At 47.2% G+C, this 12,032-nt stretch carries 14 protein-coding genes; 11 read left to right on the top strand and 3 right to left on the bottom strand.

Features of this window, described 5'->3' with window-relative positions:
• The 3 genes from ACH59B_RS15070 (at position 1) to lipB (ending at position 3,212) form a co-directional block, all read left to right on the top strand.
• Complete coding sequence (locus ACH59B_RS15070) at positions 1-987, top strand: alpha-ketoacid dehydrogenase subunit beta (protein WP_016822271.1); 987 nt, start codon at positions 1-3, stop codon at positions 985-987.
• 89 nt (positions 988-1,076) lie between these two features.
• Entirely contained in the window at positions 1,077-2,468 is a 1,392-nt protein-coding gene (locus ACH59B_RS15065) for a dihydrolipoamide acetyltransferase family protein (protein ID WP_330707609.1), read from the top strand.
• Positions 2,469-2,513: 45 nt separating this feature from the next.
• Positions 2,514-3,212, top strand: a complete 699-nt coding sequence (gene lipB, locus ACH59B_RS15060) for a lipoyl(octanoyl) transferase LipB (protein WP_016822269.1) — start codon at positions 2,514-2,516, stop codon at positions 3,210-3,212.
• A 123-nt stretch (positions 3,213-3,335) separates the two neighbouring features.
• Here lipB and prli42 read toward each other — a convergent pair whose 3' ends face one another.
• A complete protein-coding gene (gene prli42, locus ACH59B_RS15055; RefSeq protein WP_016822268.1) occupies positions 3,336-3,440 on the bottom strand; it encodes a stressosome-associated protein Prli42 in 105 nt (34 codons plus the stop codon).
• Positions 3,441-3,525: 85 nt separating this feature from the next.
• Between prli42 and ACH59B_RS15050 the strand changes: the two genes are divergently transcribed.
• The gene (locus ACH59B_RS15050; RefSeq protein WP_404301967.1) at positions 3,526-4,659 is read left to right on the top strand and encodes a tripeptidase T; all 1,134 of its coding nucleotides are present in this window, start codon (positions 3,526-3,528) and stop codon (positions 4,657-4,659) included.
• Positions 4,660-4,727: 68 nt separating this feature from the next.
• Here ACH59B_RS15050 and mciZ read toward each other — a convergent pair whose 3' ends face one another.
• Positions 4,728-4,871, bottom strand: a complete 144-nt coding sequence (gene mciZ, locus ACH59B_RS15045; protein ID WP_016822266.1) for a Z-ring formation inhibitor MciZ — start codon at positions 4,869-4,871, stop codon at positions 4,728-4,730.
• Between the two features lie 133 nt (positions 4,872-5,004).
• Between mciZ and ACH59B_RS15040 the strand changes: the two genes are divergently transcribed.
• The 7 genes from ACH59B_RS15040 (at position 5,005) to ACH59B_RS15010 (ending at position 10,626) form a co-directional block, all read left to right on the top strand.
• On the top strand, positions 5,005-5,616 hold the full coding sequence (locus ACH59B_RS15040) for an NUDIX domain-containing protein (protein WP_164964876.1): 612 nt from the start codon (positions 5,005-5,007) through the stop codon (positions 5,614-5,616).
• A gap of 4 nt (positions 5,617-5,620) precedes the next feature.
• Positions 5,621-6,817: an endonuclease Q family protein gene (locus ACH59B_RS15035; protein ID WP_404301964.1), complete on the top strand. Its 1,197-nt coding sequence runs from the start codon at positions 5,621-5,623 to the stop codon at positions 6,815-6,817.
• 200 nt (positions 6,818-7,017) lie between these two features.
• Positions 7,018-7,671: a stage II sporulation protein M gene (spoIIM, locus tag ACH59B_RS15030; RefSeq protein ID WP_016822263.1), complete on the top strand. Its 654-nt coding sequence runs from the start codon at positions 7,018-7,020 to the stop codon at positions 7,669-7,671.
• Positions 7,672-7,772: 101 nt separating this feature from the next.
• Positions 7,773-8,270, top strand: coding sequence for a Fur family transcriptional regulator (locus ACH59B_RS15025; protein WP_016822262.1), 498 nt, complete (start codon positions 7,773-7,775; stop codon positions 8,268-8,270).
• Between the two features lie 167 nt (positions 8,271-8,437).
• Complete coding sequence (locus ACH59B_RS15020) at positions 8,438-8,680, top strand: YqzK family protein (RefSeq protein WP_017427515.1); 243 nt, start codon at positions 8,438-8,440, stop codon at positions 8,678-8,680.
• A gap of 104 nt (positions 8,681-8,784) precedes the next feature.
• A complete protein-coding gene (gene xerD / locus ACH59B_RS15015) occupies positions 8,785-9,723 on the top strand; it encodes a site-specific tyrosine recombinase XerD (RefSeq protein ID WP_290402714.1) in 939 nt (312 codons plus the stop codon).
• A 78-nt stretch (positions 9,724-9,801) separates the two neighbouring features.
• On the top strand, positions 9,802-10,626 hold the full coding sequence (locus tag ACH59B_RS15010; RefSeq protein ID WP_016822259.1) for a purine-nucleoside phosphorylase: 825 nt from the start codon (positions 9,802-9,804) through the stop codon (positions 10,624-10,626).
• Positions 10,627-10,749: 123 nt separating this feature from the next.
• Here ACH59B_RS15010 and ACH59B_RS15005 read toward each other — a convergent pair whose 3' ends face one another.
• Positions 10,750-11,961: an O-antigen ligase family protein gene (locus ACH59B_RS15005; protein WP_404301961.1), complete on the bottom strand. Its 1,212-nt coding sequence runs from the start codon at positions 11,959-11,961 to the stop codon at positions 10,750-10,752.
• Positions 11,962-12,032: the final 71 nt, after the last annotated feature.

The following is a 12,032-nucleotide window of genomic DNA, read 5'->3' as shown; positions in this document are numbered from 1 at the left end:
ATGGCGATGATGGAATATATTGATGCGATACGTCTTGCTATGAAGGAAGAAATGGAGCAGGATGAAACGGTTTTTGTATTAGGTGAGGACGTCGGCGTAAAAGGCGGTGTTTTTACAACGACTAAGGGGCTCATGGACCAATTCGGTGAGCAACGTGTCATGGATACACCATTGGCAGAGTCGGCGATTGCAGGGGTTGCAATTGGTGCGGCAATGTACGGAATGAAGCCGATTGCCGAAATGCAATATTCGGACTTCATGTTGCCAGCGACGAATCAGATTATTAGTGAAGCGGCTAAAATCCGCTACCGCTCCAACAACGATTGGAATTGCCCTGTGGTGATCCGCGCACCTATCGGTGGCGGTATTTTTGGTGGTTTGTATCACTCTCAGTGTCCGGAATCTATCTTTTTTGGCACACCGGGTCTAAAAATTGTTGCTCCATTTACCCCTTATGACGCCAAAGGATTGCTGAAAGCAGCCATTCGTGACCCTGACCCAGTGCTGTTTTTTGAAAATAAAAAATCCTACAAGCTGATTAAGGGTGAAGTGCCTGAGGATGATTATATCGTTCCAATCGGCAAGGCTAATCTACTGCGTGAGGGTGACGATATTACGGTCATCGGTTATAGCCAGCCATTGCATTTTGTTATGCAGGCAGCTGAGGAATTGGAGAAGGAAGAGGGCATTACCGCACATGTTGTGGATTTGCGCACACTCCAGCCATTGGATCGCGAAGCCATTATCGAGGCTGCACGACATACAGGTAAGGTCTTAATCGTTCATGAGGACAACAAAACGGGCGGTATCGGTGCCGAGGTATCAGCTATTATTAATGAAGAGTGTCTGTTCGAACTGGATGCACCGATTGAGCGTCTGTGCGCTCCTGATGTGCCAGCCATGCCGATCAGTCCACCAATGGAGAAGTTTTATATGTTAAACAAGGATAAAGTGAAGGAAGCCATGCGCCGTCTCGCCATGTATTAATATAGAGCAGATTCGGGCGAAAGTATTCCAAAAGAGTAGTGGGGCAGCGATAAAACGCGCCCTTCTATGATGTTAAGGAGTTGAAAAAAATGTCAGACCAAACACAATGGAACGACGTGACCATGCCGCAATTGGCTGAATCACTCGTATCGGCAACAATTGCCAAATGGCTCAAACAACCTGGTGACACAGTAGAGCAATTTGAGCCAATTTGCGAGGTCATTACAGATAAAGTGAACGCTGAAATCCCATCCACATTGGATGGCATTATGGGTGACCTGTTGGCGGAGGAAGGTCAGACGGTAGCGGTAGGCGAGTTGATTTGCCGTATCCAGACGAAGTCGGCTGCACCTACAGCACCAACAGGAGCGGCACCAGCGGCATCAGCATCTCAAGGCAACGTACAAGCACAATCCCAGCAGAGTGCTGGATCGGATCAGTCCATGCGCGGACGTTTTTCTCCAGCAGTTCAAACTCTGGCTGCTGAGCACAATGTGGACCTAAGCAGGGTGCCAGGCACAGGCATGGGGGGAAGAATTACTCGCAAAGACGTGCTGAATTTTGTTCAGCAGGGCGGCTCAGCTCCAACTGGAGTGACTGACCAAACGACTGGGACGACCCAAGGTCAAGGATCTCCTTTTGCAGGAATACAGCAGTCCGCCGCTCAGCATAGTGCACCAGTTCAAAATATGGACCCTACAATTCCGGTGCGCAACAGCGGCATTCATTTAACGGAAGCACCGAAAGTTCCTATGATTGAAGTTGAGGGTGGGAACAATAACAGATCCGAGTATTTTATTGATGTTACACCTATTCGTAGTGCAATTGCCCGTAATATGCGGCAAAGTGTTTCGGAGATTCCTCATGCCTGGACGACGATTGAAGTGGATGTGACCAATCTGGTGATGCTCCGCAACAAGATCAAAAACGAGTTCAAGCAAAAAGAAGGCATCAATATTACGTATCTGGCTTTTCTCATGAAAGCAGTCGTGAATGCAATCAAAGAATATCCGATCATGAATTCGGTGTGGGCAGTCGATAAAATTATCATCAAAAGAGACATCAATATTTCGTTGGCCGTAGGCACGGAGGACTCTGTTCTTACTCCTGTTATTAAAAAAGCCGACCAAAAAAATATTGCTGGTTTAGCTCGTGAAATTGACGATTTGGCACGTAAAACTCGCGAAGGTACACTCAAACTGGACGACATGCAGGGTGGAACGTTCACCGTCAACAACACCGGTTCCTTTGGTTCCATTTTATCTTATCCGGTGATTAACTATCCGCAGGCTGCAATTCTTACCTTTGAATCCATTGTCAAAAGACCAGTGGTCATTGATGATATGATTGCGGTGCGCTCGATGGCTAATCTGTGTCTGTCGCTGGATCATCGTATTTTAGACGGAGTGATTTGCGGACGATTCCTGCAACGGGTTAAAGAAAATCTAGAAGGCTACACCTTGGATACGAAGCTGTACTAATCATCCGAACAGTTAGGTAAATGGACGGAGAGGAAGTGACAGGCCGTGAACAGACGACCGCTTGATGTAACCTATACGAATAGGATGGAATATGCCCATGCTTGGGATGTTCAGAAGGAGATTGTGGGAAAGCTGGATGCGGGGGAGGCGAGAGAAACGCTTATGCTTCTCCAGCATCCGCCAACCTACACCATTGGTTCCCAGAGGCATCCTGAGCATCTGCTCCTCACACCAGAGCAGCTGAAAGAGCAGGGCATCAGCGTCTTTCAAATTGATCGTGGGGGAGACATTACATATCATGGACCAGGGCAACTTGTCGGATATCCCTTACTTGTGCTTGGCAACCGAGAGGCGTTAAATCTGCACGGATACCTTCGAAGTTTGGAAGAAGTGATCATTCAGTTGCTGGCATCTTATGGGATTGAAGGGAGTCGTAAGCCTGAATATACGGGGGTATGGATCGGGAATCTTAAAATTGCGGCCATTGGTGTCAAATTTAACAAGTGTAAGCACCGTCGGGGCTTCGTAACCAGCCATGGCTTTGCCTTTAACATCAAGTCAGGAATACAGCATGAAGGTTTTGAAGGCATTGTTCCATGCGGAATTCAGGAATACGGTGTGACATCATTAGAGGACTGTACACAGCAGTCTTTTTCGGTAGAGCAGATTGCGAGGGAAATTGTGCCGTACTTTGAACAGCAATTTTCATTTGCTGCGCAATGGCAGACGCATTCCTTCCAATAAAAGGTCAGGCGGGCAATTGTGTGATTGACACGGGAGCCCGCCTGTTTGTTTGCTTGTGCAGCAGCTCGTCCACACATAGCTTGTAACGGATCTTGGGTAGCCCAAACTTGAGCGGTGTAGTTGTTATAGTGGCATAATAAACGGCTCAATCACCATGAACAGCGTAGAACCAATCATAGCTGCGAGCATAACGTAGACGAAAAAACGAACCCATTTTTTGTTAGACATGTGTAACTCCTTTAGGATAGGTTTAAGTCATAGATAAGAACATCTATCCGTATTGTAACGTAATCGGGAAAGAGAGGAAAGTTTAATGACAGTAGAGATAGTAAAAGATCGAATCGTACAGGAATTTATGGAACTCGTACAGGTGGACAGTGAAACAAAGCATGAACAGGAAATATCACGTGTTCTGAAAGAAAAGTTTAATGCACTTGGACTGGAAGTCGTAGAAGACGATTCCCGCGAAAGAACGGGACATGGTTCGGGTAATTTGATTGTTACCTGGAAAGCGGAAGGTGTGGAGCAAGCACCCAAAATATTTTTTACCTGTCACATGGATACCGTAACTCCAGGTAAGGGTATCCAGCCGCAGTTGGGTGAGGATGGCTGGATTCGCAGTGATGGTTCAACAATTTTGGGTTCGGACGACAAGGCTGGGATTGCTGCTTTGTTCGAGGCGATTCGTGTCGTGCGCGAGCAGAACATTCCCCATGGTCAAATTCAGTTCGTGATTACGGCTGGAGAGGAATCTGGTTTAATGGGTGCACGGGCGATGAAGCCGGAAGTGCTGGATTCTGACTTCGGATACGCTTTGGATTCGAACGGTGAGGTGGGTTCTATTTGTATAGCTGCTCCCACACAGGCACGTATTGAGATGAGAATTACTGGGAAGTCTGCACATGCGGGAGTCAATCCTGAAGACGGCATCAGTGCCATTCAAGTCGCTTCTAAAGCAATTTCTAAAATGAAATTGGGACGCATTGACAAGGAGACAACCGCTAACATCGGCAGTTTCGAAGGCGGCGGCGCGACGAATGTGGTCTGCGATTTTGTATTGATCCGTGCGGAGGCTCGCAGTATTGTACAGGAAAAGGTTAATCATCAAATTCAGCATATGCGTGAAGCGCTCGAAACCACTACGCGTGAATTTGGTGCCCAGGGAGAGTTCCGTAGTGAAGTCATCTATCCAGCATTCAGCTTTACAGAGCATGATGAAGTTGTACAGGTTGCTCAGCGTGCTATTCAAGGGCTGGGACTGGCAACATCAATCTTCCATTCGGGTGGCGGCTCAGATGCTAATGTATTCAACGGGCTTGGAATTCCAACGGTGAATTTGGCGGTGGGCTACCAGAACATCCACACAACAGAGGAAAAGATCAAGGCCGATGATCTAGTGAAGGTTGCTGAAGTAGTCGTAGCTCTGATCCAAGAAACTACAAAGTAAGACTTACTTTTTACATCTACAATATACGAAAAAGGGTTCAGGCTAAAGAAAGGAACGGTGTTCCTCCTTTAGATCTGAACCTTTTTTGGAACAATTAGCGAAGCAATAGTAGCTGTAGGTCCATATTCCTTTTGCCATTGACGCAGGAGGGCTTGAATCTGCCAGGCTTTGCCGACGATATGGAGAGTGGTTTCAGTCCGGTAGCTTTTCATGTTCTGAAATCTCCTTATAACAGAAGTTTTGATATACTACCCCCAGCATATGTTCCAAGTGGACAAGTTAGACCAATGTTGGAGATAATTAATAATGAAAGAAAGATAGAAGACGAAGGAGGAAACATGCCTGATGAACGACCAAACGAACGAACAAGTGAACAATCCAACAAGCCATGCAATTCGCAAGCCTTATTCCAATCCTGCGCTGGAGGAAAAGACCGTATCCACACAGCCTATCTTTGAAGGAAAGGTCATTACGGTACAGGTAGACACGGTAGAGCTTCCCGACGGCTCAACTGGAAAGCGTGAAATCGTCAAGCATCCAGGTGCAGTGGCAATTTTGGCTCTGCACGAGGGGAAAATGCTGGTGGTGGACCAGTACAGACAAGCTATGGGGCGCTGTGAGGTTGAAATCCCCGCAGGCAAGCTGGAGCGAGGTGAAGACCCGATGGAAGCAGCGGGACGTGAATTGAGAGAAGAAACAGGCTATACAGCCAAATCGTTGAAGCTGCTTCACTCTTTTTATACTTCTCCTGGCTTTGCGGATGAAATCATACATTTGTATGTGGCCGAAGAACTGGAGCGAGGTGAGATGGAACCAGATGAGGATGAATTTCTGGAGCTATTTGAGGTGACGCTGGAAGAAGCACACACACTTATTCGTGAAGGGCGCATTAGTGATGCCAAAACGATTCTGGCCGTCTATGCGTGGCAACTTCGCCAACAAACAGGGAGCTTCTAAGCGGATGGACACCAATATAATAGAACTTAACAACTACTTTGCAGACCTGCATATTCATATTGGCAGAACGGAGAAAGGAGCTCCAGTCAAAATTAGTGGTAGCCGTGACCTAACGTTTGCCAATATAGCTAAGGAAGCATCCGGTCGCAAAGGGATTGGGCTCATTGGGATTATTGACTGCCATGCGCCTAATGTACAGGAGGATATTCGTCGCTATTTGCATACAGGTGAAATGGAAGAAATCAGCGGTGGTGGTATCGCATACAGGGATACAGTGATTCTACTTGGCACGGAGCTGGAAATACGGGCTGAAGGTCGTCCCGAAGCACACGTACTGGCCTATTTTCCTGATCTGGCGGCGATGGAGGATTTTACCCAATGGCTGAGTAAGCATATGAAAAATGTCAATCTCAGCTCACAACGGATCTACGCACCGCCACGTGAGTTGCAGCAGCAAATTTACGGACATGGAGGCATTATGGTGCCTGCGCACGTGTTCACTCCGCATAAGGGCATTTATGGCAGTTCTGCAGCCCGTATGGAGGAACTGCTGGATATGGAGTTCATTAGTGGGGTGGAACTGGGGCTGAGCGCAGATTCATCTATGGCAGGCTTGATTTCGGAACTGGATCGCTTCAGCTTCCTCACGAATTCAGATGCCCATTCACTTGGGAAAATTGGACGAGAATACAACAAATTATCACTGGCGAAGCCGAGTTTTGATGAATTCAGGATGGCTTTGGAGCGACGTGAAGGACGACGGGTGTGTGCCAACTACGGTTTGAATCCCAAACTTGGAAAATACCATCGCTCTTACTGTCAGAGCTGCGGTACGATTATTGATGAGCAACAGATGGCGGACGAACGCTGCCCTAACTGTGGCCATACCAAGCTGGTGCGGGGTGTGCTTGATCGAATCTGGAGTATTGCCGACCGTGAACAGCCCGTAATTTCCTCCCATCGTCCTCCGTACATTTACCAGATTCCGCTGGAATTTATTCCAGGCTTGGGTAAAGCCAAGCTGAACCAGCTGTTAGCAGCCTTCGGAACAGAAATGAATATTTTACATGAGGTTACGCAGGAGGAACTGTCAGGGGTCGTCGGTAAAGTGTTGGCAGAGCAGATTGTGCTTTCACGCGAAGGACGCCTGGCGCTTGTATCCGGTGGTGGTGGAACATACGGAAAAATAGCAAAATCCTAGTAAAGTGTCCTAGTCAAGTCTTGTCTCCGTAAAAGGCATATCAGCGTCTGCTTGTTCATAACCATAAAATATCTCTGCCGTTGGCTTGGCGCATCATTCGTGATGTTAGATTTGCAGCGGAAGCTGCCCCATTCTAGCCATCAGCCGTCGGATTACGGTTGTTTTTTGGACAAACAAGCAGATGAAAGGGGCAGGACTCGATGCAATGGTTTCGTCATACGTTAAAGGACCAGACGTCATATTACGTTTTCTTGGCTGTGCTGTTTCTTGTAGGAGTTGTTTTTGGCGCACTCATGGTAAATGCGCTCTCCCTAGAACAGTTACAGGATTTGTCCCGTTACCTGAAGGATTTTTTTGTGACGGTCAACCAAAACAAGCAGGGCTTTGCTGATTCGCAGGCGGCCTCAACCTTTTGGGACAGCGTATCTCTACATCTTAAATGGGTGGGCCTCATTTGGGTATGCGGGCTTTCGGTCATTGGACTCCCAGGTATTCTTGTGCTGAATTTTCTCAAGGGTGTGCTGATCGGATTTTCTGTAGGTTATATGGTAGGGCAATATTCGTGGAAAGGACTATTATTTTCATTGGTTTCCGTTGCCCCACATAACCTGCTCGTGATTCCGATACTGCTCGTCTGTAGTGTGGCTGCGATGACTTTTTCCATTCATATGATCAAAACTAAAATACTTGCTACTCGACCATCAGACGGGATGTTGCGTCCGTTGCTTTCTTACGCAGGATTGACTGCTGTGATGATGGTGCTGCTTATCGGCAGCGCGTCCTTTGAAACTTGGGTCACCCCGGTTATGATGCAATGGGTCACTCCTATGCTGACGGCTTCCGTGACATCTTGATCTCATTTCAAAATGTTTGACTTTATTTGTATAGACCCCCTATAATAATAGGAGTGAAAAAAAGTGCAGTAGGCAGTAGCTTTGCAGGGGGAGGGAGACACATGGAAGCACGGATCGAAAAAATTAAGCAGCAGCTGCAATCCCAGGGCTACAAACTAACGCCTCAGCGGGAAGCCACCGTCAGAGTTTTACTTGAGAACGAAGATGATCATCTGAGTGCGGAAGATGTATTTATGCTCGTCAAAGAGAAAGCTCCCGAAATCGGTCTGGCAACCGTATACCGTACCCTAGAACTGCTAAGTGAACTGCATGTCGTGGAGAAAATTAATTTTGGCGATGGCGTTGCGCGGTATGATTTGCGCGGCGATACAACCAAACATCACCACCACCATTTGATATGTGTGCAGTGCGGCAGTGTAGATGAAATACTGGAAGATTGGCTTGGACCGTTAGAGGAGCGTTTGGAACGGGAATATAATTTTACTGTAGTGGACCATCGTTTGGACTTCCACGGTATTTGTTATCGTTGTAAGGCGAAGAACGATACGACCGCCCAAAAATCCTTGGGTAAAACCAAGAAAAACAAATCACAGGATTAATAAGCTGACTACCCAAGCTCTCACCGACGAAGACGCGTTCGGGAGAGCTTTTTTGGTTCGGAATTTGCTGTATGGGATCATGTGGTATAAAACAGAATAGCTTGTCATACCCTTCCATAGAGAGCCCTAAATAGGGACTACATTTTGGGAAAAGGCGGCTGATCCACATGGTACTATCATTGCGGAGAGGACTACAATGGCTGCGCTTGCTGATCTTGTTCGGGGTGTTGGCATGTATGTTCTTTTATAGCCTCAGGCTGTTTACAGATTGGATATCACCTGTAGATCATTACCGAATACCGGAAGGACATGCAGTTAAGGTATTTGGCGGACAAACAGTGAATGATGGGTCCGAGCAACGAGTAGCGGTGTTGGAACGTTTACGTTTCTTTTATTGGTATGGTGAGTAGTTTATGTAATCATCTTAATGAGATGATGATATGAAGGTCGCACATGAAGAAGCAGGCGCAACAACGGAATCGCTGTATGCAGGACAAGGAGAGTTTTGGAACTCATGAAAATGTATATTCAACCTTTCGTTCAATATATGGAAGAGGAAAAGGGATTGTCACGCAGCACATTGGAAGCGTATCAACGGGACGTACAGCAGTTTACTGAGTTTGCAGAAAGCTGTGGTCTTGAGCAGCCGGATAATGTACAGCGGTCACATCTAGTGCTGTATTTGGGGCGTCTGAAGGAACAGGGAAAAGCCGCGGCGACAATTTCACGTAGCGTCGCCTCTATACGCTCCTTTTTTCATTTTCTCATTCGGGAGGGAATCGCGATCCATGATCCTTCCGTTCTGGTGGAACTGCCCAAAGCCGCTAAAAAGAAGCCCTCGGTGTTATCGCAGGATGAAATAGATCGTTTACTGGCAGCGCCGGATGTGAGTGCCCCGCAAGGGGGACGAGATAAGGCGATGCTAGAGTTGCTGTACGCGACGGGCATCCGCGTATCAGAACTGATTGCCCTGAACGTCTGTGATGTGCGCATCGATTTGCGCTTTGTGCACTGTGGCGGCGAGGCGGGCAAGGAGCGCGTTGTACCGATCAGTCGTGAGGCATCACAGTGGGCACAAGCCTACTTGGACGAGCAGCGTCCAGCGTTGCTGCGACCCGGGCAGGGTGAAGAGGCTCAAGCAGAGCAGGAAGCCTTGTTCTTGAATGTATCGGGTCAGCGGCTCAGTAGACAGGGCTTTTGGAAAATAATTAAGAAGTACGCTCAGGAAGCAGGCATAAGCAAGGATATCACGCCCCATACGCTGCGACACTCCTTTGCGGTACATATGCTGGAGGGCGGAGCGGACTTACGCTCTGTACAGGAAATGCTGGGTCATGCTGATCTGTCAACGACGCAGGTATATGCGCAGACAGCTAGACGCAACATGAAGGAAGTATATGAAATGCATCACCCGCACGGCGGTAACCGCACTTCTCATGAAAGCAATGATTAAACGTAACGTCGCTTTGCTGTCATAGAAAATGTGATAATGACTATAACTTTACGATTGTACAAGTCAGGAGAGATATGAATGTCAACAGCCAACCAAGCTACAATTCAGGAAGCAGCAGACTATATCCGTGCTAAGAGCGGAATAAGCCCAGAGATTGGTCTTATTCTGGGATCGGGCCTCGGTATATTGGCCGATTTGATTCAAGATGGAGTTAGTATTCCTTATCAGGATATTCCCCATTTTCCCGTATCAACGGTAGAAGGCCACGAGGGGGAGTTACTGTTAGGCACAATTGAAGGTCGCGCTGTTGTCATGATGAAGGGGCGCTTTCATATGTATGAGGGCTACGGTCCACAGCTGACAGCTTTCCCTGTTCGGGTAATGAAGCAACTGGGGATTCAAAGCCTGCTGGTGACGAATGCCGCAGGTGGTGTAAATACTTCCTACAAAGCAGGCGATCTGATGGTCATCTCGGATCATCTGAATTTGACCGGACAAAATCCGTTGATTGGCCCGAACGATGCTGCTCTGGGTGTTCGTTTCCCAGATATGTCGGAGGCGTACAGCCGCCGCTTACGTGAAATTGCCAAACAAACGGCTACCCAACAAGGCTTCAGCCTGCAGGAAGGTGTATATGCCGGATTGCTGGGACCCAACTATGAGACGCCTGCTGAAATCGTTATGCTGCGTACACTGGGAGCAGACGCAGTAGGGATGTCGACCGTGTCTGAAGTTATTGTAGCTCGTCATGCGGGGATTGAGGTACTAGGCTTCTCCTGTATCACCAATATGGCTGCAGGCATTCTCGACCAGCCTTTGTCTCATGGTGAAGTGATGGAGACGGCAGAGAAGGTACGTGAACAATTTTTGAAATTGGTACTGGCGATTATTCCACAAATGTAGATGGAGTATAATTTTCCATTCGAAACGGTGGGCATCTCCAAAGAACCCCATATCCGAGCGCCTTTTAATGGCGTGGGATACGGGGTTCTTTTTACATTCTGCGGTTGAACTGAGTATGATCGCCTAGTGAAGAGGGCGTGTGCTCCAAGTAGCTGTATTCGCTTTTTCTGCTACAGTTAGTCTATGTCGCTCTTGCACTTTGATCACAATGACCATGAAAATAATCCAGTAAATGGCTAATGAGTTTAGAAAACGGCTATCCGTTATATTGTTCAATACGATGAACAGGAAAAAAACAGCTGCCGTCAGCCATGTATACATATCTGTTTTGCCAATTCTGATTTTAAATAAGGTAGTTACGACGAGTATAACCGTTGCAAGTAGTCCTATAAGGCCCACGTCGATCCATAGATCTCGAAAGCCGCTATGGCTGCTCGTCAGATCAAAACGGATGCCGTTCGCATAAATGCTGGGCCGGGCTGCCCAGAAGGAGCCGTAACCATGTCCGAACCAGTAGTGGCTCTGAATAGCACCATCAATTCCCTGCCAGATTTCCGTTCTTCCGGTTAAGGTTGTTGTTTTTCCGAATTCCGAGGCAATCGCATCTCCATAGGTAAAGGTAAGTGCCAAACCCAACAGAACAAGTAAGCAGGAACAGCTAACAAAGAACCCCCGCAACGCGATGCTTCGAATTCTTTTAAATAACAATATAAATAAAATAAATACGAAGAGTGAAGATGTCAGCACCAATGAGGTGGTAGACTGGCATTCGATGAGCAATAAGGCATTGAGTAAGATGAAGCCAATATGTAAGGCTTTGCGTGTGCCCTTGAAAAAATATATGACATGTGAAACAAAACTTAACAGCGAGAGGGTTCCAAGTGTATTTTTATGACCAGAAATTCCCTTCCACAGTCCAGCATGCTCTACACCGCCATGAATGGCAAAGGAAGGAACGAGTACGACGGCAAGTAGATTGAGTACGCTCAGGATACTTAATGTAACGACTAAGAGGCGTATGCAGCCCTGTGCTGTATAATGGGTGACCAGATAGAATCCAAAGGTAGAGAAGGCAAGAAATTTAACAACCATTAGTACAGAAGAAGTTTGCTCTTGTTCAGCCCATAAACAGGAAGCGGCGATGTACATCATAAGTAAGGTCAGCAACGGATTATCAGCTAGGATTGCGATTAATGACTTGAGTGAAGGCAGAAGCATGGTGTAGCTGAACAACAAGATAAGCAGGGAAATCGTGATCACTCTGGGAGACAAACCCTGACAGGCAAAGGGAATCGAGAAAGCCAGTAAACCGGCTACTGTGAGTATGTGTTTCACGGTTTCACCGCCTAGATACGTTATGTATCTATAATATACAAAATGTATCTTCTTGTACAATCATAATAAAA

The organism is Paenibacillus sp. DP01, from assembly GCF_044784315.1.
GTDB classification, from domain to species: Bacteria; Bacillota; Bacilli; order Paenibacillales; family Paenibacillaceae; genus Paenibacillus; species Paenibacillus polymyxa.
This window is presented reverse-complemented; position numbering and strand designations above follow the sequence as displayed.

Excerpts from the sequence above, each read along its gene's own strand:
- ACH59B_RS15025 (WP_016822262.1), top strand. The coding sequence starts at position 7,773 with ATGGAAGCACGGATCGAAAAAATTAAGCAGCAGCTGCAATCCCAGGGC.
- ACH59B_RS15070 (WP_016822271.1), top strand. The coding sequence starts at position 1 with ATGGCGATGATGGAATATATTGATGCGATACGTCTTGCTATGAAGGAA.
- ACH59B_RS15065 (WP_330707609.1), top strand. The coding sequence starts at position 1,077 with ATGTCAGACCAAACACAATGGAACGACGTGACCATGCCGCAATTGGCT.
- ACH59B_RS15020 (WP_017427515.1), top strand. The coding sequence starts at position 8,438 with ATGGTACTATCATTGCGGAGAGGACTACAATGGCTGCGCTTGCTGATC.
- ACH59B_RS15035 (WP_404301964.1), top strand. The coding sequence starts at position 5,621 with ATGGACACCAATATAATAGAACTTAACAACTACTTTGCAGACCTGCAT.
- ACH59B_RS15050 (WP_404301967.1), top strand. The coding sequence starts at position 3,526 with ATGACAGTAGAGATAGTAAAAGATCGAATCGTACAGGAATTTATGGAA.
- ACH59B_RS15040 (WP_164964876.1), top strand. The coding sequence starts at position 5,005 with ATGAACGACCAAACGAACGAACAAGTGAACAATCCAACAAGCCATGCA.
- xerD (WP_290402714.1), top strand. The coding sequence starts at position 8,785 with ATGAAAATGTATATTCAACCTTTCGTTCAATATATGGAAGAGGAAAAG.
- mciZ (WP_016822266.1), bottom strand. The coding sequence starts at position 4,871 with ATGAAAAGCTACCGGACTGAAACCACTCTCCATATCGTCGGCAAAGCC.
- spoIIM (WP_016822263.1), top strand. The coding sequence starts at position 7,018 with ATGCAATGGTTTCGTCATACGTTAAAGGACCAGACGTCATATTACGTT.
- ACH59B_RS15010 (WP_016822259.1), top strand. The coding sequence starts at position 9,802 with ATGTCAACAGCCAACCAAGCTACAATTCAGGAAGCAGCAGACTATATC.
- prli42 (WP_016822268.1), bottom strand. The coding sequence starts at position 3,440 with ATGTCTAACAAAAAATGGGTTCGTTTTTTCGTCTACGTTATGCTCGCA.